At 62.3% G+C, this 21624-nt stretch carries 18 protein-coding genes; 15 read left to right on the plus strand and 3 right to left on the minus strand.

All coding sequences use genetic code 11. The annotated features are described in order from the left end of the window. Positions 1-1035: 1035 nt before the first annotated feature. From AC1RQC_RS34515 to AC1RQC_RS34550, 8 genes are all read left to right on the plus strand, one after another. Positions 1036-1401, plus strand: coding sequence for a hypothetical protein (locus tag AC1RQC_RS34515; RefSeq protein WP_492886006.1), 366 nt, complete (start codon positions 1036-1038; stop codon positions 1399-1401). A 407-nt stretch (positions 1402-1808) separates the two neighbouring features. Further along, positions 1809-4388, plus strand: coding sequence for a type VI secretion system Vgr family protein (locus AC1RQC_RS34520; RefSeq protein ID WP_492886008.1), 2580 nt, complete (start codon positions 1809-1811; stop codon positions 4386-4388). Between the two features lie 8 nt (positions 4389-4396). Then, complete coding sequence (locus AC1RQC_RS34525; RefSeq protein ID WP_492886010.1) at positions 4397-6403, plus strand: zinc-dependent metalloprotease family protein; 2007 nt, start codon at positions 4397-4399, stop codon at positions 6401-6403. Further along, complete coding sequence (locus AC1RQC_RS34530) at positions 6358-7332, plus strand: HEAT repeat domain-containing protein (protein WP_492886012.1); 975 nt, start codon at positions 6358-6360, stop codon at positions 7330-7332. The genes AC1RQC_RS34525 and AC1RQC_RS34530 overlap by 46 nt, the downstream gene beginning before the upstream one ends. A gap of 5 nt (positions 7333-7337) precedes the next feature. Beyond that, positions 7338-8432 (plus strand): hypothetical protein, encoded by a 1095-nt coding sequence (locus AC1RQC_RS34535; protein WP_492886014.1) that lies wholly within the window; start codon positions 7338-7340, stop codon positions 8430-8432. 5 nt (positions 8433-8437) lie between these two features. Then, positions 8438-9673 carry a type VI secretion system protein TssL, long form gene (gene tssL / locus AC1RQC_RS34540; RefSeq protein WP_492886016.1) on the plus strand — a complete coding sequence of 412 codons (1236 nt, stop codon included), beginning with the start codon at positions 8438-8440 and terminating at the stop codon, positions 9671-9673. 17 nt (positions 9674-9690) lie between these two features. Then, positions 9691-9972: a PAAR domain-containing protein gene (locus tag AC1RQC_RS34545; protein ID WP_492886018.1), complete on the plus strand. Its 282-nt coding sequence runs from the start codon at positions 9691-9693 to the stop codon at positions 9970-9972. Positions 9973-10033: 61 nt separating this feature from the next. Further along, a complete protein-coding gene (locus tag AC1RQC_RS34550) occupies positions 10034-10876 on the plus strand; it encodes a hypothetical protein (protein ID WP_492886020.1) in 843 nt (280 codons plus the stop codon). A 484-nt stretch (positions 10877-11360) separates the two neighbouring features. On the opposite strand, the gene AC1RQC_RS34555 is transcribed toward AC1RQC_RS34550, so the two are convergent. Together AC1RQC_RS34555 and AC1RQC_RS34560 are read right to left on the minus strand one after the other, a co-directional pair. Next, on the minus strand, positions 11361-12512 hold the full coding sequence (locus AC1RQC_RS34555) for a 50S ribosomal protein L11 methyltransferase (protein WP_183036661.1): 1152 nt from the start codon (positions 12510-12512) through the stop codon (positions 11361-11363). A gap of 193 nt (positions 12513-12705) precedes the next feature. Further along, on the minus strand, positions 12706-13647 hold the full coding sequence (locus AC1RQC_RS34560) for a CysB family HTH-type transcriptional regulator (protein ID WP_183036660.1): 942 nt from the start codon (positions 13645-13647) through the stop codon (positions 12706-12708). A 156-nt stretch (positions 13648-13803) separates the two neighbouring features. Between AC1RQC_RS34560 and AC1RQC_RS34565 the strand changes: the two genes are divergently transcribed. The 7 genes from AC1RQC_RS34565 to cobA all read left to right on the plus strand — a co-directional run bounded on the left by AC1RQC_RS34565 (position 13804) and on the right by cobA (position 20907). After that, a complete protein-coding gene (locus AC1RQC_RS34565; protein WP_183036659.1) occupies positions 13804-14577 on the plus strand; it encodes a sulfite exporter TauE/SafE family protein in 774 nt (257 codons plus the stop codon). A 29-nt stretch (positions 14578-14606) separates the two neighbouring features. After that, on the plus strand, positions 14607-16286 hold the full coding sequence (locus AC1RQC_RS34570) for a nitrite/sulfite reductase (protein ID WP_309404690.1): 1680 nt from the start codon (positions 14607-14609) through the stop codon (positions 16284-16286). A gap of 17 nt (positions 16287-16303) precedes the next feature. Then, positions 16304-16885 carry a DUF934 domain-containing protein gene (locus AC1RQC_RS34575; RefSeq protein WP_492886023.1) on the plus strand — a complete coding sequence of 194 codons (582 nt, stop codon included), beginning with the start codon at positions 16304-16306 and terminating at the stop codon, positions 16883-16885. After that, complete coding sequence (locus tag AC1RQC_RS34580; RefSeq protein ID WP_492886025.1) at positions 16882-17670, plus strand: phosphoadenylyl-sulfate reductase; 789 nt, start codon at positions 16882-16884, stop codon at positions 17668-17670. Before AC1RQC_RS34575 ends, AC1RQC_RS34580 begins: the two co-directional genes overlap by 4 nt. A gap of 11 nt (positions 17671-17681) precedes the next feature. Beyond that, a complete protein-coding gene (cysD, locus tag AC1RQC_RS34585) occupies positions 17682-18644 on the plus strand; it encodes a sulfate adenylyltransferase subunit CysD (protein WP_174427934.1) in 963 nt (320 codons plus the stop codon). Positions 18645-18784: 140 nt separating this feature from the next. Then, positions 18785-20089 (plus strand): sulfate adenylyltransferase subunit 1, encoded by a 1305-nt coding sequence (locus AC1RQC_RS34590; protein WP_174427935.1) that lies wholly within the window; start codon positions 18785-18787, stop codon positions 20087-20089. 47 nt (positions 20090-20136) lie between these two features. Next, positions 20137-20907, plus strand: a complete 771-nt coding sequence (gene cobA / locus AC1RQC_RS34595; protein WP_492375661.1) for a uroporphyrinogen-III C-methyltransferase — start codon at positions 20137-20139, stop codon at positions 20905-20907. Positions 20908-21212: 305 nt separating this feature from the next. Here the strand turns inward: cobA and AC1RQC_RS34600 are convergent, their stop codons facing one another. Beyond that, positions 21213-21617 carry a sirohydrochlorin chelatase gene (locus AC1RQC_RS34600; RefSeq protein WP_492812698.1) on the minus strand — a complete coding sequence of 135 codons (405 nt, stop codon included), beginning with the start codon at positions 21615-21617 and terminating at the stop codon, positions 21213-21215. Positions 21618-21624 lie beyond the last annotated feature (7 nt).

Raw genomic sequence — 21624 nt, forward strand, 5'->3', positions numbered from 1 at the left:
AGGCGCCTTCGTGCGCTACGGGAGTCTAGCCCGTAGCCAGTCCCAACGTGTCGGGGGCAGTGTTACATAGCCCTTGCCATCGCGCGCCCCGATGTCATACAGCACGTGGTCGTGAAACCAAAGTAGGCGCGGAGCGTTGGGGTCAAGGTACGTGCGTTCTGCGAGTAATTCATCGCTACGCGCAGCATAAAGGCGAAACAAAGTGCCGTACTCACGCGCTAAATAGCAGGTTTCAGCGATGTAGTCGCCAGAATTCTCCCGCTTGCATTCGTGCGCAGTGGATCTGTCTCTAACATCCAAGCCATAGAGAACAAGAATTACGGCAGCGGCGGCGACCGCCACCAGCCTAATCGCCGAACGTAGCCGAGGTTCGGCTTTGCGAGGTTCGGCTTTGATTTTGGTGCCTATTTTCATGGATCGAACGCCACAACAAGCGGATCTTGACGGGCGCGTTCAGCCATTAGCGAAACGCCAGAAGCGTCTTTCGATGCGCGATGTCGGCGGGTGCACAGGCGCCTTCGGTTTTGGCGGTGTGGGTGGCGATGGGGCGGTTGCGGAGGAGGGTGGCAGGGTGTTCCGTTGGAAGTTAGAACGCTTCCACATCCTCGATGGTGCAGCATGCCGGCTCGCGCCTGAGCACCTACGGGGTGCTGAATGAACCGAACGGTAGCCGCTTTTCTGATCGTTTCATAGCCGCCCTCATCGCCAAATTTCTCATCGAATTTCGTACTTGTCCGATTGCGGCATAGCGTTTCTCGCTGCACGATACCGTCCTGGTGTTTATGAAAATCACTTGCGGATCGGTGCGCCAGCACTGGCGCAAGGTACATCAGGTTCAAGCCTCATGGCCTTGCGGATCTTGCTACTTCACCTGCGGCGGAGCGTTTTCGCATGGGTATTCGTTTGCCATCGGCTTCCAATCGTACCGTTCGCGTGGCGGGTCCGGGCATGCCGGAAATCCTTGGGCGACCAGATCCTATATTCAGACCGGATGGTCTTGCATCTTCTAAATCCGATCATAGTGGAGTTTGAGCTATGACACGCCTCGTCAAATTTCTGGCTAAGTTGCTGGTCATTCTCGTGGCTCTGGTTAGCTCGCTGATTTATGGCTGCAACGCAATGAGCCGATCAGCCCGGTATCAATGCGAGCGAGAGCGTTCTCCTACAGGCCAATACATAGGCGAAATTTGCTATCTTCCGCGCGAGTACGGCACGCTATTTCGTCTGTATGAGACCCGCACTGGGGAGTTACTGGCCGAGCGCACATATTTAGACCCTGATCGGCATAGCTTGATTTGGAATCCAATTTTCGTGCAATACGATTTGGGGGCGACCGAAAATAATGGCGTCGTGGACCTACCGCCGACCTGGCTGGATCGCGTAAGGGCGAAATTGCCGTAGAGCTGCACCTGGTGCGCTGAGGTTAGCGCCCTTGATGCGGGGCCCATCCTCAATCCACCCAAGTTAGGCCTCAGCAAGCCTTGTAGGCGGCATGTCGATGAGGTTTGTGGCGAGGTGGACGTGGCTTAGCGCGATCCGGTCGCACGCGATGGCTGGCCGAATTGGCGGCATGCTTGTTCGCAGTGCCATCCAAGATCTCTGTAATTTCCGCATGACTACGAATTGTCTGGGTTCAATTCCGGAATAGTCTCATAGACACCCCCGTTTCCAAGCCGATAGCCTTGTGAAGCTGAATTCATCGGAGTAGCGGATTTTTTCGGGAGCCCAAGTCACGTAAGGTGGCCTGGGTTGTTTCGCGTCGCGTCAGGAATGCTCGGAGTGCGCCTGACATCACGGAGCTTACTTGCATGGGTAACCGCTTGCTGCTCTCTTCTCGTACCGTCACCGTGTCCGGTGAGGGGTTGCCGGAACTGATGGGACAGCCGCTGCTGGTGTTTTCCCGCATATCCGGCACTGAGGGCATTAACGCCCTTTTCGAGTACGAACTGGAGTTAAAGACCCCCGACGACCGCAATGCCCTTTACGGCCCGGCAGGCGACCTTGATATGGAGGCCATGCAGGGTAAGGAACTCACCGTCAGTATTGAACTGGACGGATCTGGCAGCGGCCAAGCCGGCGGCCTGGGTCAGGGCACGCGGGAAATCACCGGCCTCGTCACGGAAGTTCGGGGGCCGTTCTATGACAACGAGCGCATTCTGTACCGGTTGACCCTGCGTCCGTGGCTGTGGCTGGCAACACTGACGAGCAACTACAAGCGGTTCCAGAACATGAACGTACTGGAAATCGTCGAAGCGGTACTCAGCAACTACACCTTCCCCGTCGAGCGTCGCCTGCTGGATAGCCAATATCCTCAGCGCGAATATCAATTGCAGGCCGGTGAAACCGATTACCAATTCGTGCGGCGCCTGCTCGCAGAATGGGGCATATCGTTCTTCTTCGAGCATTCAGATGGTCATCACCGTCTGGTGCTGACCGATGGTAACGGGGCTTTCAAGGTCATTCCCAGTGCCGCGTATCACATCATTAGCTGGTATCCATCCTCTGACCGGGTCGACGAAGAACACCTCTATCAGTTTGAGGCGCGCGACCGGCTGATCACCGGCCAATGGACGCATGGGGATTACGATTTCAAGCAACCGCGCGCTGACCTCAACGTGTCTGCCGAAGCACCGCGCGACACCAGTCATTCGACCTACGAGCGGTTCGACTGGCCGGGTGACCACGCCGAGCCCATGGGCGGCAAGCAAGCCCGCGCCGAGGGGGACATGCGGGCGCGCATCCGCATGGAAGCCATCCGGCAGCATGGACACCGTGTGCGCGGCAAGGGGAATGTCCGCGCGATGGCACCGGGCAATACGTTCACGCTCGCGCGCTCCCTGCGCAGGAAGGCCAACTGCGAGTACCTGGTTTTCGATACACGCCTGCTGATCGAGGATGTGGGCGAGTTCTCGGGCAGCGGCCAGCAATGGCGCTGCGAGGTGGAATTCGAGGCACAGCCGACCCGCGAGATGTTCCGGCCCGAATGGGTCAGGAAGCCCTACATCGGCGGCACGCATGTCGCGAAGGTCACCGGTCCGGCCAATCAGGAAATCTGGACCGACAGTTTCGGTCGCGTGCGCTGCGAGTTTGCCTGGGACCGCTACGGCAACAACGACGAGAACAGTTCCTGCTGGATTCGCGTCGCCAATTTTGCGTCGGGAAGCCGCTTCGGCAACACGCACCTGCCGCGCATCGGACAGGAGGTCGTTGTGGCCTACCTGGGCGGCGATCCGGATCGGCCGATCATCGTCGGGGTGGTGAACAATCAGGAAAATCTGCCGACGTGGAACCTGCCGGATCAGCACGCGCTGTCCGGCTACCAGAGTAAAGAGCTATTTGGCGAAGGCCGCAACCAGACGCTCTATGACGACACGCAGGGCCAGCAGCAGGTACAGCTCGCCTCGGCCCACCAGAACAGCCTGCTGGCGCTCGGCCACAACGTGCGCGTGAACGATTGGCAGGGGCGCGAGGAAAAGCGCGGCGAGGGCTTCGAGCTGCGCACCGATGGCAAGGGGGCCATCCGTGCAGACGGGATGCTGATCACCACCGAGGCCCGACGTAACGCAGACGGCCATGTGCTGGCAATGCGGGAAACGATCCGGCGGCTGGAACAGGCACTGGCCGAAGCCCGCAACGTGCTGGATGCCAGCGTGGCGGCACTCGCGCAGACCGACGAACAGAAGAATGTGGCGCAGGCCATTGCCGAACAGAACGACGCCATCAAAGGGACGGGCGAAGCGCTGGGCGAACTGTCACAGCCGATGATGGTCATGGCGAGTCCTGCCGGGATCGCCAGTACGACACCGAAGACCACACACCTGCACAGCGGCGACCATACGGCGCTGACCACCGGCAAGCATTTGTCTATGTCTGCGGGTCACAGCATTGTCGGCAGCGCGGCCAAAGGTGTCTCGCTGTGCGGCCATACCGAAGACGTGAAGCTGATCGCCCGCAAGGGCAAAGTCGCGGTGCAGGCGCAAGACAACGAAATGGAAGTCGTGGCGCGCGACACCCTGAAGGTCACCAGCACCGAAGGCAGGATCGAAGTCACCGCCGCCAAGGAGATCGTGTTCAACGTTGGAGGCACTTACTACCGCATGACGCCCAGCGGCATCGAGAGCGGCACCAGCGGCGCATGGACGGTTCACGCGGGCAGCAAGCAATTGACCGGCCCGAAGACTGCCAGCGTGCCGATGCCGAGCTTCGGCAAAGGTTACGGGGGCTTCTACAAGCTGCATTGGGATGGCACCGACCACCTTGCACCGTACCAGGCTTACCGCATTACGCGCGCCGATGGCAGCCTCATCGAAGGCGTGACCAATGCGCACGGGGAGACTGCGCTCAAGCTAGCCGAGTTCGGCGAAACCGTAAAGATTGAAATTCTATAAGACGGCTTATGGCGACCCATTCCACACATCCTTCGCAAAAGCCGCCTGCAAGAACGCCCGCGTGGCCCGCGCCGAATCCGGAGTTGACCCTCAAGCCGGGCGGCGCGGTGTGCAAGGTGGTGCTACCGCTGCGCCCATTGCGCATCTATTTCCAACTGTTTCCGGGTATCTCCCGCACTGAGGCCGAGCGCGGGTTGGCTGGCCTCAGCTACAAACTGCGCATCCCTGGACAAACGGACAGCGAAGGCACGACTGGGGCCAACGGCCAGATTCTCTTGCCGGGCCTGCAACCCGGCATCACAGGCGAACTGGAAATTCTTGGCACGCTGATCCAGTTGACCGCGCGTGACTACAGCGATGACGAGAAAACCGACGGCACAACGACGATGGGCATCCAGGGTGCCAAGCGTCGCCTGATGGTGCTGGGTTACTACGACAAGCCTTATCGGTCCGTACGTCCCGGGCAAGTGGCTGTGTCGCAGACGCCCGATGACAAATTGGACCACATCGAAATCGAGGACGCGATCCTGCGCTTTCAGGTGGACAGCGGCTTCGAGCCCAATGGCGAAATTGAGCGGCACGAACTCGCTGGCAGCAAGATCGATCCGTCGCAGGCGTTTGGCTTTCACCGCGATCTCACTGGCTCGAACGTCAAGCAGTTTCACCCCGACTTCGTCGCCAAGCTGGCAGCGGGCGGCGGCAGCGCCCCTCCGGGCACCATGGAGCCATGTACCGTCCCGCCCCCGCCACGACCGAAAGACAAAGGCACGGTCGGATCTGCCAAGCCGGGACCGTCGCCAAAACCGCTGGCACGCGAAATCTACGATGGACACCGGTTTGTACCGGTGCGTTTCGCGCGGTACAACGAATCGGCCACCTTTCATCCGAGCAGGCCCGAACTGGACGAGCGCGGCTACCGGGAGCATGAAGGGCCAATCGTGAGCCTGATGGCTGGACAGAGAATTGACCTGTTGCTGCTGCGCCTGCATGTCGGGGCAAGCGTGCCGCTGAGCTTCGTCAGCACGGATGAGAGCACGGTCAAGATCAGTCAGGCGACGGGTGACTTGATCGAGTTGACGGGAATCGCTGGTCTGCGCAACAAAGCGGAAGGAACGACCGCCGCAATTGAAGTGCGCTATGGCAGTCCCAGCGGGCCGCTACTACACACACTGGCTGTGCAGGTCTACGACCCCGTCAACGTCGCTGTGGCTGTGCATTTTGTGTCCATCGGGCAGGCCGGCAAGCCGGAGATTCCACGGGTTCCTCCGTCCCTTCAGCGTCCAAAGCTTGAACCCATCTTCAACAAGATCAATGACATCTGGCGGGCAGCGGGGGTTCGCTTTGAGGTCAAGCAATGGCTGAATGACACCGTCGACTTGACGCAGGCAGGGGCGATGACCGTCAAGCCTGCCAAAGACGGGCAACCTGCAGTGAACGAGTTCCCGGCGGTGACCAGTCTGAATCGCAAGGCGAGGCATCTGAACATGTATGTGGTGGAATCCACAATCGGTAGTGGCATTGGCTGGGGGCTTTGCAATACCGCCCTGGTGGCCGCCGAGCAGATGCATGGCGGCCAGCCTTCCAGTCAGGATCAGCTCATCCAGACGTTCGCCCACGAGATCGGGCATTTTCTCGGACTATGGCACCCCGCAACGCATAACCCCGAGGGGGACGATGTTCACGTGCAAATTCAAGGCAGGGATGAACGCCACAACCTGGAGGATTTCTGGTCTCGTCGGATGCTGATGTATGTCTATACCGGTTTGAACGGCATTGGTCCACTGGACGCCAATACCCGGCAACGAGGACGGCAACAGGATGTTGGCAATGGCTGGCATGTGGGCGGCAAGATGCTGTGCTGCAAGACGGTGCCGAAGATTGTGTCCTCTTCGAAGTATTCTGAGATTGTTACGGCACGCGGGATCGCACTACTCAACAAGTCTGAATCGTCAACGGAGAAGAAAACGGCATGGTCACCACCGTCCGACAACGCTGGGCAAGGCGTTTTTGCCTGAGCCTGCTGCTCACCTGCAGCGTAGCAGTACCACAGGTGTGTGCTGCGCAAGATCAAGTCATACAGGAGCAAACGAATATGCCTGGCCTGGCACAAATGATCGACCACGAACAGTGGGATGAAGCTTATGCCTATGTTCGCCGACAACAGAATGCCATCGTGCCGGAAGTCCGCGTTATCGTGAGCGATCCAAGGACGAGCAGTACCGCGATGGAAATTGCCTACGGCTTTCTGCGGAAAGTTCCCACGCTTGAATCGGCGACGCTACTGGCGCAAGGCTTTAGTAAAGGAGGAGGTCAAGCAAGCGTACTCGGCTTGATCGAGAACCCTCGTTCCGAGGTTTACCCTATTCTGAAGGGGCAGATGCGACCACCTGCAAAAGAAGGCGACAGGGATCTCCTGCTCACGATGGCGCAAATCCCCGTGCCACCGGAGCAGCGCATCGCCGATCTGAAGCCCTATCTAGCGGCAAAAAACTACGGGGTGCGCGTCGGCGCGGTCTTCGGCCTCGCGCTGCTGGACGACCCCGGCAGTATGGAACTGATGACGCGTGCGCTGAGTGCGGATGACCGTGACGGGAAAAGGGACCCACTCATGATCTTCTACCAGTTCCGCGCCTGGCGCACGCCGAAGTTCGTGCCGGTGCTGATTCCCGTGCTGAACGACCCCATGCCGATCAAGGATATCGGACTGCGCCGCTATAACGCGGACGGCAGCGAATCGGCCATGACACCCGAAGAACTGCGCTATCTACGCGCCCGCGACTACGCGCTGAACATCATTGTCAAGACGCTGAACATCGACATGCCGTTCAAGATCGAGGACGACGTGACCTATTCCAAGGAGCAGCGCGAGCTGGTCAAGCAGAAGTTGCGTGACTTGGGTTACACGGTGACCGATGAGCCCCATCCGGTCACGAACGGAGTCTAAGCAAGATGGCCGCCATGGACCCGCAAGGCATCCCCTCGCCCGAACCGGACAACAAACCAGCAGCCGGTAACGATTCGCAGCCGCCCCCTCGCTGGATTCCGCCGCCGCGAACTGTTGAGCAGCGTATGGGCACCACCGTCCGACAACGCTGGGCAAGGCGTTTTTGCCTGAGTCTGCTGCTCACCTGCAGCGTAGCAGTACCACAGGTGTGTGCTGCGCAAGATCAAGTCATACAGGAGCAACCGGATATGCCTAGCCTGGCACAAATGATCAACCACCGGCAGTGGGATGAAGCTTATGCTTATGTTCGCCGGCAACAGAATGCCATCGTGCCGGAGGTCCGCGCTATCGCGGATGACCCAAACACAAGCAGCACCACGAGGTACATTGCCTATAGCTTTCTGCGAAAGGTGCCTACGCTGGAATCAGCTCTTTTGTTGGCGCACGGGCTGGGAGAGGGCGGTAGAGACAACAGCGTATTTGGCTTGATCGAGAACCCCCGTGCCGAGGTCTACCCGATTCTGAAAGCGAAGCTCCAACCTCCAAAGGAGGAGGAAAACAAGAACCTTCTGCTCACAATGGCGCAGATGCCCGTGCCACCGGAGCAGCGCATCGCCGATCTGAAGCCCTATCTAGCGGCAAAAAACTACGGGGTGTGCGTCGGCGCGGTCTTCGGCCTCGCGCTGCTGGACGACCCCGGCAGTATGGAACTGATGACGCGTGCGCTGAGTGCGGATGACCGTGACGGGAAAAGGGACCCACTCATGATCTTCTACCAGTTCCGCGCATGGCGCACACCGAAATTTGTGCCGGTGCTGATTCCCGTGCTGAACGACCCCATGCCGATCAAGGATATCGGACTGCGCCGCTATAACGCGGATGGCAGCGAATCGGCCATGACGCCGGAAGAACTGCGCTATCTACGCGCCCGCGACTACGCGCTGAACATCCTTGTCAAGACGCTGAACATCGACATGCCGTTCAAGATCGAGGACGACGTGACCTATTCCAAGGAGCAGCGCGAGCTGGTCAAGCAGAAGCTGCGCGACTTGGGCTACACGGTGACCGATGAGCCCCATCCGGTCACGAACGGAGTCTAAGCAAGATGGCCGACATGGACCCGCAAGGCATCCCCTCGCCCGAGCCGGACAACAAGCCAGCAGCCGGTAGCGATTCGCAGCCGCCGCATACTTTTGAGCAGCGTCTCGCCGATGTGCAGCGTGCCCCGAATCTAATATTGGAGGCAGCACGGCGCTTGGTTCGTTGTCTCTGCGACCTACCGGAGCGCATGGCTCCGGCGGAAACGGAACGTCTGCGCGAGCTGATCAACGAAGAGCTCGACACGTTCAAGGCACTGGTCGAGCGCGCCAACGTCAAGCGCGAACATGTCATTGCCTCGCACTATGCCATCTGCACGGCGCTGGACGACGTAGCCTTGCAGCACGAATGGGGACAGGGCTGGTGGGCCAACCACAGTCTGCTGGTTCAACACCACCAGGACAATCAGGGCGGCGAGAAGGTATATCAAGTGCTGGGCCGTCTGGTGGAATCGCCCCACGAGCATATTGCGGTCATCGAACTGATCTACCATTTGATGTCCCTGGGATTCATGGGGCGTTATCGCAGGATGACCGACGGAGACCGGCAGCATTACACGATTCGGCAACGCTTGTACGACTTGCTGCTGAAGCACTACGGCCCCGTCCCCAACGAACTGTCGCCGCACATTGAACCCGCGCCGCCGGGGCGCTTTCGCCGTCTGTACAGTGTGTCGCCGTGGACGACGGCTTCAGTGCTTGCCGTCGTTATCTTGGGGTTGTTCGCTTGGATGAAATACGATTTGCTGCTCAGGCAGCATGATGTGGTGCAGCAGATTGAGGCCATTGGCAGGATGACGCCGCCACCGGCGCCCCAGGTGCTGCATTTGGCCGAATTGCTCAAGGATGAGATCGCACGTGGCGTGGTAGCGGTCCATGACAACGACCAAGGTACGACCGTGGTATTCCGGGGCGATGACATGTTCCGTGCCGGCCAGGCTGATGTGAACAAGCGACTGTTGCCAACGCTCAACAAAGTGGCCAGCGAAATCAACAAGGTGCAAGGTAAGGTGCAAGTGATCGGCCACAGCGACAACCAGCCCATCAAGAGCGTGCGCTTTCCGTCCAATCAGGTGTTATCCGAAGAACGCGCCGCCGTCGTCAGCGAGTGTCTTGCAAGTCAAGGGGTCGCCAAGGGCCGACTCGAAGCGATTGGCAAGGGCGATAGCGAACCCGTTGGCGATAACAAGACCATCGCTGGTCGCGCTGCAAACCGGCGTGTCGAAGTGGTGGTAACCCAATAGTCGCAAAGCCAATCCAAATGCCAAAGAAGCGCATCAAGAAAGGCGATAAGACCACGCATGGCGGCGAAGTCATCAGTGGGTCCGCCAGCGATTTACTGGACGGCCAGCCAATGGCGCGCCTGGGGGACCTCGTCAGTTGCCCGCTGAGCTACCCGGATGGCCGGCCGCACGGCACTAACAAGATCGTGGAGGCGAGCTCCGGGCTAACGGTCGAAGGCGGCGTTGTGGCATGCGAGGGGGACCGCACAGAGTGTGGCTGCCAGTTGATTGCGAACACCGACACGAGTGCGGGGGCATAGTCAGATGCGCGATTTTTCCTGCCTGTCCTGGTCCCCTGAACTGGCTGATATGGAGACGGGAATGATCGCCGCCAAGGTTGCGAAGCGAGTCATGTTGCGTGCAGACGGCGGTCTTTATGGCATCGTGAGTGCCGGCGTGATGGGGGTTGCCTATCCTACCGAGCCGGTGGCGCTGCGTTTGGACCGCGTGGCGAGCATGGACATCGGTGACCCGGCCCAGGTCATTGAACACGACATGACGGGTGTGGCCGGCATGGTTTCGCATGACATTCACTTTCACGATGGCAGCCGTGCCCAATACGCCGTCAATGCGCATGGGAAAGTCGTGGCGTTCGCAGCAAAATGGATCGCACTGGAGATCAGCGCAGACAACCACGTAAAGCTGATATCGACACCCGTGCAATCCTGGGCGGCCAAGCTGCGCGCACGTCTCGATGAACGCAAGACCTTGCGCCTTGCTTTGCTTGCCGGGGGCATGCTGGCGCTCGGCCTGCTGCTAGGCTGGTTTCTGCCGGCGTGGCTGGCTGTGTCGAAGCCCTTTGCCTTGGGGTGCCTGCTAATCATCGGGTTGGCGTTGGGCGCGGCAGGATTCGCCTGGCGCATTCCTCGCAGCCTGCCTGTAGCACTTGGCGTCTGCAACGCCATTGCATTGCCCCTCGTGTGGATGCTATTTCAGCTAAGGCTGCTAGCCCCTGGGTTACCGAGCCCAACGATTCACCGCGATGCGGCGGTCTTGTTTTCCTTGGAATTCGTCGTGTTGGCGGGTCTGATACTGACGATTCTGCACTACCGTAGGCGTGCCCCTGCGACCGTTCATGTTGTGCATCGGATCGACGGCAGGTATCTAGTCGAACAAGCGTCATCCTGTGTACTAGGCATCAGGCTGAATGGCGAAACATTTTGAGGCAGGCATGATAGTGCCGGTCGATTTATACACCTCAGAGACTTTTTTAGGCGAGCGCGCCGGGTATCAGCGAGGTGATAAGGGGATGATCTACATCTACGCGCAACTCTAGGGCGCAATGGAGGACATGATGCTTCCGGAGCGACCATCCATCGGATACCTTCTGCCGGGGGAAAGGTGCGTGCTTGTCCAGCAGGCTGCGAAGGCGATACCGGCTTCACGCGTCCGATGTGGGGAGAGGGAGGGCTGGGCGACGGAGATCGATGCCTTTGATCCGCCTATCGCGTTTTGAGTGCGTGCGCCGTGTGGAGGGGCCGGGGAGGGGGCTTTTGCGGGTTGGGCGCGTGTCGCTCTTGCGGGCTCCCGCCCTCTCCCCCGCCCCTCTCCCGCAGGCGGGAGAGGGGAGACAACAGAGCGCAACATTAAAGGCTCTGGTTGTCTTCAGACCTAGGCGACGAGCGTCGCCCGGTTTATCGGCTGCAGCTTACTTGATACCCAAGCGCCACAACGAAGTCACCTCAGCCGCGCGCGCGGCGTGCAGCGGGTCGGTCATGTCCGCAGCCTTCGGGTGGTTCGGCTTCACCTCCAGCCGCCCCAGCACCTTCAGCCCGGCTGCATCGATCCAGCCTAGCAACTGGTCCCGCGTGCGCAGGCCCAGGTGTTCGGCCAGGTCCGACAGCAGCAGCCAGCCTTCGCCCTTGGGCTCCAGGTGATCCGCCAGCCCGGCGATAAAGCCCTTCAGCATCTGGCAGTCCGGGTCATACACGGCGCGTTCAATCGGCGAGTTGGGGCGTGCCGGTACCCACGGCGGGTTGCACACCACCAGCGGGGCGCGGCCTTCGGGGAAGAGGTCGGCTTCCACCACTTCGACCTGGGCGGCGGCCTTCAGGCGGTGGATGTTGTCGCTGGCGCAGGCGAGTGCGCGCGGGTCCATGTCGGTGGCGATCACGCGCTTGACGCCGCGCTGGGCTAGCAGGGCGGCCAGCACGCCGGTGCCGGTGCCGATGTCGAAGGCGAGGTTGAGGGCGCCGGCGGGTAGCTGGGCCTTGGCCACCAGATCGATGTATTCGCCGCGCACGGGGGAGAACACGCCGTAGTAGGGGTGGATGCGTTCGGCCAGGGCGGGGATTTCCACGCCTTTTTTACGCCACTCGTGGGCGCCGATCAGGCCGAGGAGTTCGCGCATGGATGCCACGTAGGGGGCGTCGACCTCGCCGTAGGCTTCGAGGCAGGCTTCGCGCACATCCGGCGAGCGGCGCAGGGGCACGAGGTGGTCGGCGTCAAAGGGCAGCAGCAGCATGGAGAGCGTGCGGGCGCGCTGGGACTGGGCCTGGCGGTGCAGGTGGAAGGCTTCGGTGGGGGTGGGCTTGGCCTTGGGCACCTTGGACGCCTTGGCGGCTTTCTTGGGCTTGTCGGCGCGGCGGGCCAGGGCCTGGAGCAGCTGGCGGGCGTTTTGGAAGTCGCCGCGCCAGAGCATGGCGGTGCCTTCGCAGGCGAGGCGGTAGGCGGTGTCGCCGGTGGTGGTGTCGTCAGCGATGACGACGCGCTTGGGCGGGGGCGTGCCGGCTTCGGATTGCCAGTTTGCGCTGCGTTCTTCGCCGTTTTCGGTCCAGTGGATGGTGGCTTGCTCTGTCATAGGGTCTTTCTGGCTGCCTGGGGCGGCCAATGGGTTGTGCTGCGTTGTGCTGATAAGTCTGGCCAACCGGGGTTGGCCATTCAAGGTGATCCGTCCCTGCCGCGCGCCGGTTGCATCCGGGGCGCCGTGGCGGGGCTGGCATGGCGCGGCTGATGGCTATCCATATTTGGTCAGCCGCGCTGGATGGGGTGCGTCAGAGTTCGTAGGCTTCGTGGTCGCCCGACATGGCTTGTTCTACCAGCTTGCGGTTGAGCGTTGGGGAGAACAGCTCAATAAAGGTATACACAAAGCTGCGCAGGTAGGCGCCTTGCTTCACCGCCAGGTGCGTCACATTGGTGCCGAACAGGTGCCCGGCGGGGATGCCGCGCAGGTTGCGGTCGCGCTCGGCGTCAAAGGCGACGCCGGCGACGATGCCCACGCCCAGGCCGATCTCCACATAGGTCTTGATGACGTCGGCGTCGATGGCTTCCAGGATGATGTCGGGCTTGAGGTGGCGCAGCTCGAAGGCTTTGTCGATCTTGGGGCGGCCGGCGAAGTTGGGATCATAAGTGATGAGTGGGTAACCCATCAGGTCTTCCAGCGCCAGGTGCTTCTTTTCTAGCAGGGGGTGGTCGGGGGGCATGACGACCACGTGCTGCCATTGGTAGCCGGGCAGGGAGATGAGGTTTTTGTCGGCCGAGATGCCTTCGGTGGCGATGCCGATGTCGGCGTGGTCGTGCAGCACCATGTCGGCGATCTGGGCGGGATTGCCCTGTTGTATGGACAGGCGCACCTTGGGGTAGCGCTTGGTAAACTCCGCGATCACCCGGGGCAGGGCGTAGCGCGCCTGCGTGTGGGTGGTGGCGATAGTGAAGTTGCCCTGGTCCTGGGCGGCGTAGTCCTTGCCTACGCGTTTCAGGCTTTCCACTTCTTGCAGGATCTTTTCTACCGACTCCAGGATGCGGCGGCCGGGCTCCGTCAGGCTGCGGATGCGCTTGCCGTGGCGGGTAAAGATGTCCACGCCGAGCTCTTCTTCCAGCTCGATGATGGCCTTGGAGACACCGGGTTGTGACGTGTAGAGCGCTTTAGCGGCTTCGGTCAGGTTGTAGTTCTGACGTACGGCTTCGCGCACAAAGCGGAACTGATGCAGGTTCATATAACTGTGTTCGTATAAACAAACAACTTCTTATTAGTTTGAGATATGAGGGCAGTTTATTACGATTCTCGAACTTTGTTAATGAACGGTCGGAACCTCCGTGTGCTTGCCTCACTTTTAGGCAGCAACGGGCGCTTACCGGCCCGGTGAACCCCAATGTCTCTTGCCTATACCGTTTCCGGTCTGCTAGTAGGCGTCCTCGTCGGTCTGACCGGGGTAGGCGGGGGTTCGCTCATGACGCCGCTGCTGACGCTGCTGTTCGGCTTTTCGCCGGCCACGGCGGTTGGCACGGACCTGGCTTTCGCCGCCATCACCAAGGGTTTCGGCACGCTGGCGCACCGCGCCCACGGCCATGTGCAGTGGCAGGTGGTGCGCCGCCTGTGCATCGGCAGCCTGCCGGCCGCGGTGGTGGCCATCCTGGTGCTCAAGAGCGCCGGTGAACTCAACGCGCAGTGGCTGCACGCCATCCGCATGACCATCGGCGTGTCGGTGATCCTGACGGTATTGTCGCTGTTGTTCCGCAGGCAGCTGCTGGCGTGGCTGTCCCGCAACCCCCAGTTCCAGCTGGAAGGCCGTGCCCAGACCATTGCCACCATCGTGGTGGGTGCCGTGATCGGCGTGCTGGTGACGGTGTCCTCGATCGGCGCCGGTGCGGTTGGCGCCACCTTGATCCTGCTGCTCTATCCCCGCATGAAGCCTGCCGAAGTGGCGGGCACCGATATCGCCTACGCCGTCCCGCTGACGGCGCTTGCCGGCCTGGGCCATGTGTGGCTGGGCACGGTGAACTGGACCCTTTTGCTGGCCTTGCTGGTGGGCTCGATCCCCGGCATCTGGCTGGGCGCGCAACTGTCGCGGGCGTTGCCCGAGCGGCTGGTGCGTGCCGCGCTGGCTACCACGCTGACGCTGGTGGCCATCAAGCTCGTCTCCTGAATTTAACGAATACTGAACGGACCCACACCATGTATCAGTACGACCAATACGACCAGCGCATCGTCAACGAACGCGTAGCCCAGTTCCGTGACCAGGTGCGCCGCCGCCTGTCCGACGAGCTGTCCGAGGAAGAATTCCTGCCGCTGCGCCTGCAAAACGGCCTGTACATGCAGCGCCATGCCTACATGCTGCGCGTGGCGATTCCGTACGGCTTGCTGTCTAGCAAGCAGATGCGCATGCTGGGCCATATCGCGCGCGAGTATGACCGCGGCTATGGCCACTTCTCCACCCGCCAGAACATCCAGTACAACTGGATGGAGCTGGAGCGCGTGCCCGACGTGCTGGCCGAACTCGCCAGCGTCGAGATGCACGGCATCCAGACCTCCGGCAACTGCGTGCGCAACATCACCACCGACCACTTCGCTGGCGTTGCGCCCGATGAGTCCGTGGACCCGCGCGTGCTGGCTGAGCTGCTGCGCCAGTGGAGCACGTTCCAGCCGGAATTTGCGTTCCTGCCGCGTAAGTTCAAGATCGCCATCTCCGCTTCGGCCGATGACCGCGCCGTGGTGCAGATGCACGATATCGGCATCTACGCTTACCGCAATGCCGAGGGCGAAACGCGCCTGCGCATCCTGGCCGGCGGCGGCCTGGGCCGCACCCCGATCCTGGGTTCGGTGATCAAGGACGACCTGCCTTGGCAGCACCTGCTGTCGTACGTGGAATCGGCCATTCGCGTGTACAACCGCTATGGACGGCGCGACAACAAGTACAAGGCGCGTATCAAGATCCTGGTGAAGGCCATCGGCGCGGAGAAGTTCGCGCAGGAAGTCGAGGAAGAATGGCAGCACAGCAAGGATGGTCCCGCCACCATCACGCAGGCCGAGTTCGACCGCGTGGCGCAGTATTTCGCGCCCCCGGCTTACGACAAGCTGCCGGACACCGACGCTTCGTATGAAAAGCACCTGCTGGAAGACAAGGCTTTCGCCCGCTGGGTGAGCCGCAGCGTGCATGCGCACAAGGTGCCGGGCTACGCGGCGATCACGCTGTCGACCAAGCCCGGCCCGGCATCGCCCCCGGGAGATGCCACCGATGCGCAGATCGACCTGGTGGCTGACCTGGCTGACCGCTACGGCTACGGCGAGCTGCGCGTGGCGCACGAGCAGAACCTGGTGCTGCCGGACGTGAAGAAGCGCGACCTGTACGCGCTGTGGCAAGAGGCCAAGAAGGGCGGCCTGGCTACCGCCAACATCGGCCTGCTAACCGACATCATCGCCTGCCCGGGCGGCGATTTCTGCTCGCTGGCCAATGCCAAGTCGATCCCCATCGCGCTGGCCATCCAGGAGCGTTTCGACAACCTGGACTACGTGCACGACCTGGGCGAGATCTCGCTCAATATCTCGGGTTGCATCAACGCTTGCGGCCACCACCACGTTGGCAACATCGGCGTGCTGGGCGTGGATAAGGACGGCGAGGAGTGGTACCAGGTCACGCTGGGCGGCGCGCAAGGCAACAAGAGCGCCATCGGCAAGGTGATCGGCCCGTCGTTCAAGGCTGAGGAAATGCCGGACGTGGTGTCGCACATCATCGACACCTATGTGGCCAACCGCCATGAAGACGAACGCTTCATCGACGTGCTGGGCCGTATCGGCATCGCCCCGTTCAAGGAACGCGTCTACGCCGACAAACAACGCGAACGCGCCGAAGCCTGAGCACCGGAGATAACGACATGGCAAAGATTATTCAACTGCAACGCAGCGAAGGCGCCAACCCGGTTCCGGTCATCATCGACGACGCATGGACGGTGCTGCGCGGTGCCGAGGGCGCGGCCCTGACGGAAGAGCAGATCGTCGCCGCCGCGCAAGGCAAGGACGCTGTGCTGTTCCCGCTGACCGCATGGCTGGCGCACAAGGACGGCGTGCTGGCTGGCCGCGCCGCCGACATCACCGGCATCTGGCTGGCGCCGGAAGACGAGCCGGCCGACGCGCAGGCCGCGTTTGCCAGCGTGGCCGTGGTGGCGGTGGATTTCCCCGTGTTCCGCGATGGCCGTGGTTTTTCCACCGCCTACCTGCTGCGCACCCGCTACAACTGGACCGGCCAGCTGCGCGCCATTGGCGACGTGCTGCGCGACCAGCTGAACTTCATGAAGCGCTGCGGCTTTGACGCTTTCGCGGTGCGCGCGGACAAGAACATCGATGACGCCATCAAGGGCTTCACCGAGTTCACCGTGGCCTACCAGGCGTCGGTGGATGAGCCGCTGCCGCTGTTTCGCCGCAACCGCGCCGAAGCGCTGGGCAAGGAAACGGCATGAGCGAGATTGCAATCGTCGAGGCTGCCGTCTCGTCACTGCGCCCGCCGGCGCTGTGGACCGCGCCGGCGTACACCGGCAGCGTGGCGGATCTGGAGGCCAAGGAGCGTGCGCTGGGCCTGCGCCTGGCGCAGATCGCCGGCCGCTTTTTCCGCGCCCGCTTTGCGTCCAGCCTGGCGGCCGAAGACATGGTGGTGACCGATGCCATCCTGCGCGGCACCGAGGCCGTGCGCGCCGGCATCCGCGTGTTCACGCTGCAAACCGGGCGCCTGCATGCCGAGACGCTGGAGGTGCTCGATGAGGTCAAGGCGCATTACGGCTACGACATCGAGCGCTTCACGCCGGATCCCGAGGCGGTGGAGAACTACCTGAAGAACCACGGCCTGAACGCGTTCTACGACAGCGTGGACCTGCGCAAGAACTGCTGCGGCATCCGCAAGGTGGAGCCGCTGAACCGCGCGTTGTCCCACGCGGACGCCTGGCTGACCGGCCAGCGCCGCGAGCAAGCGGTGACGCGCTCGGAGCTGCCGTTCGAGGAAATGGACGAGGCACGCGGCATTCCCAAGTTCAACCCGCTCGCCGACTGGAGCGAGTCCGAGGTGTGGGCTTACCTGAAGCGCCACAACGTGCCGGTCAACGCGCTGCATGCCAAGGGTTACCCCAGCATCGGCTGCGAGCCTTGTACGCGCGCCGTGCGCGCTGGCGAGGATGTACGCGCCGGGCGGTGGTGGTGGGAGAGCAAGGACTCGAAAGAGTGCGGGCTTCACGAACAGAACATCAAGCATTGAGGCCAGACGAAATGGGCATCATGAACGAACTGACCGGCGCGCCGGAAGTGGCGCACCTGCTGCAAGTGCAAAACGATCACCTCGACAAGCTCGAGGCGGAATCCATCTACATCATCCGCGAGGTGGTGGCGGAGTGCCGCAACCCGGCGCTGCTGTTCTCGGGCGGCAAGGACTCCATCGTCATGCTGCACCTGGCGCTCAAGGCCTTCCGCCTGGGCGACCGCAAGACCGAACTGCCGTTCCCGCTGGTGCATATCGACACCGGCCACAACTACCCGGAAGTGATCCGCTTCCGTGACCAGCGCGTGGCCGAGCTTGGCGCGCGCCTGGTGGTGGGCCATGTGGAAGATTCCATCAAGCGTGGCACCGTGCGCCTGCGCAAGGAAACCGACTCGCGCAATGCCGCGCAAGCCGTGACGCTGCTGGAAACCATCGAAGCCAACAAGTACGACGCGCTGATGGGCGGTGCCCGCCGCGACGAAGAAAAGGCGCGTGCCAAGGAACGCATCTTCTCCTTCCGCGACGAGTTCGGCCAATGGGACCCGAAGGCCCAGCGCCCGGAACTGTGGAGCCTGTACAACGCCCGCATGGCGGCCGGCGAGCAGATGCGCGTGTTCCCGATCTCCAACTGGACCGAGCTGGACGTGTGGCAGTACATCGCCCGCGAAGCGCTTGAGCTGCCCCCGATCTACTACGCGCACCAGCGCGAAGTGGTGAAGAAGAACGGCCTGCTGGTGCCGGTCACGCCGATCACGCCGAAGCAAGACGGCGACGTCAGCGAAGTGATCTCGGTGCGTTTCCGCACCGTGGGCGACATCAGCTGCACCTGCCCGGTGGCCAGCGTTGCGGCCTCGCCGATCGAGATCATCGCCGAGACGGCCGTGACGGAGATCACCGAGCGCGGCGCCACGCGGATGGACGATCAGACGAGCGAAGCGTCCATGGAACGCCGCAAAAAAGAAGGCTACTTCTAACCCGGACGCATAGGCGGGCACATCGCGTCGTTGCGAGAGTGCTCGTGTACCAATGTACACGTCGCCCTCACGCGCCTAGCGCTGCCTCCCGCCTATGCGCCGGAGCGAGCGCTGCGAGAGGGACGAAGAAAGGATTTAAAATGAGCACCCAAGCAACACACCAAGGCCTGCTGCGTTTTATCACCGCCGGTTCGGTCGACGATGGCAAGAGCACCCTGATTGGCCGCCTGCTGTACGACAGCAAGGCTGTGCTGTCCGATCAGCTGACCGCGCTGACCAACGCCAAGAACAAGCGTACCGCCGGCGAGCAGATCGATTTCTCGCTGCTGACCGATGGCCTGGAAGCCGAGCGCGAGCAGGGCATCACCATCGACGTGGCTTACCGCTATTTCTCCACCGCGCGCCGCAAGTTCATCATCGCGGACACGCCGGGGCATGAGCAGTACACCCGCAACATGGTGACGGGCGCCTCAACCGCGCATGCCGCCATCGTGCTGGTCGACGCCACCCGCGTGACGGTGACGGACGGCCGCGCCGAGCTGCTGGCGCAGACCAAGCGCCATTCGGCTATCCTGAAGCTGCTGGAACTGCAACACGTGATCGTGGCCATCAACAAGATGGACCTGGTCGAGTTCAGCGAAGAGCGCTTCAACCAGATCCGCGCGGCCTATACCGAGCTGGCCAGCCAGCTGGGTTTGAAGGATGTGCGCTACGTGCCAGTGTCGGCGCTGCGTGGCGACAATATCGTCAACGCCAGCCAGGCCATGCCGTGGTACCAGGGCGAGCCGCTGCTGCCGCTGCTGGAGGCCCTGCCGGTGGAAGAACCCGCACCCGAAGGCGACGCCGCGCTGCGTTTCCCGGTGCAGCTGGTGATCCGCCAGGACGGCGCCCAGGCTGACGATTTCCGCGGCTATGCCGGCCGGGTCGAGGCAGGCACCGTGCGCGTGGGCCAGAAGCTGCGCGTGCTGCCGGCCAACCGCGATGCGCTGGTGGCGGAAGTGCTGACCCCCAACGGCGTGGCCGAATCGGCCAGCGTGGGCGAGACCGTGACGGTGCGCTTGTCGGAAGACGTGGATGTGTCACGCGGTGATATGTTCGTGGCTGCCGCGGCGGACAGCGTTTCGGCCAAGAAGCTGACCGCCGACCTGTGCTGGTTCGACGATGAATCGCTCAATCCGGCCCGCAAATATGTGCTCAAGCACACCACGGCCAGTGTGTTCGCGCGCGTGTCGTCGGTGGATCGCGTGCTGGACGTGCATACGCTGCTGCACGAGACCGACCGCCACGAGATCGGCCTGAACGATATCGGCTCGGTGCAGATCTCGCTGCAAAAGCCCATCGTCTGCGACAACTATGGCGACAACCCGGCAACCGGCGCGTTCGTGCTGATCGACGAAGCCACCAACCACACCGTGGCCGCTGGCATGATCCGTGCGTTCGCTTAAGGCGAGTGCATAGACAAATCGATCCAGTGAGCGCGAAGGAGCATGGCATGGGCAAGGTCTATCTGATCGGCGCGGGTCCCGGCGCCGCGGACCTCATTACGGTGCGCGGTGCACGGCTTTTGGGCGAAGCCCAGGTGGTGCTGCACGATGCGCTGGTCTCGCCCGAGATGCTGGCATGGTGTCCGCAGGCGCAGCTGATCGAGGTGGGCAAGCGCTGCGGCCAGCGCTCCACCGCGCAGTTGTTCATCAACCGCCAGATCGTGGACCAGGCCAGCAAGTTCGAGCGCGTGGTGCGCTTGAAGGGCGGGGATCCGATGCTGTTCGGCCGCGCCGACGAGGAGCTGCAGGCGCTGGAAGAGGCCGGCATCGAGTACGAGATCGTGCCGGGCATCACCGCCGCGCTGGCGGCGGCTTCCGCGATCCGCAAGCCGCTCACCAAGCGCGGTGTGTCGCGCAGCGTGGCGTTTGCGACGCAATCCAAGGCGGCTGACACGATCGACGTGGAGGCGGATGTCAAGGCCGATACGGTGGTGTATTACATGGGCCGCGACCAGGCAGCAGCCATCGCCGCGCAGCTGATCGCGCACGGCAAGCCGGCTTCCACGCCTGCCTGGGTGGTCGAGGCCGCTACCTCGGCGCACCAGCGCAGCCGCCAGTTCACGCTGCGGCAGATGGCGGCGGGCGAAGCGGCGGCCTGGATCAATCCGGTGCATCCCAGCCTGCTGATGATCGGCGAAGCGCTGGCCTCGCGGGCTAGCGAGGTGGTGCCGCAGGATGTGGATGGCGACGTTGCATACGCGCAGACTCGCGCGGCCTGAAGCACTGGGTGCGATGTAAAAAAGCCGGACAACGTAGCGTTGTCCGGCTTTTTCTTTGCGCTTGTGTGCTTGTGAGCTTTCGGGCTGCGCCGGTTTGCTCCCCTCTCCCGCTTGCGGGAGAGCAAGCCGGGGGAGAGGGCGGGCGCTCGTTACGCCGTCGTGCCGTCAAAAACCACGGGCTTCGCTGCAAGTGGCTCCTAGCTAAGCCACCCCTCTCCCCAGCCCTCTCCCCCTGAGGGGAGAGGGAGCGACTGCCGTCGTCGTAGCGCGGGGTTGTGGCCCGTTCTTCGGCTTCGTTCGATGTTTCAGGTGCGCTGTTCCGCGCTGCTGAGCGTCCCCACACAATAAGCCGCAATCGCATCCAGCACGCTGTCATCCTCGCCAACAGCCGCCGCGCAGCGGATCGTCACACCCGGAAGCTTGCTCCGGCAATCATCCAGCAGGGCCGGCAGGTCCCGCCGCAGATGCCCGCCCTGGCCAAAGAACACCGGCACCACATTGATGTCGGTAACGCCCCCGGCGGCCAGCGCCGCCAGCGTATCCGGCAGCGAAGGCGTCATCAGTTCCAGGAAGGCCAGGCGCACCGCGCAATCCGGCAGCGCGGCTGTCAGCCTGGCGTGCAGCCGGTCAAACGGCTCGCGCCAGCGCGCATCGCGCGCGCCATGGCCGAACAGCACCATGGCCTGGCGGGGAAGGGGTGTGGTATTCATCTTCGAG

Source organism: Cupriavidus sp. GW822-FHT03E04, assembly GCF_058801495.1.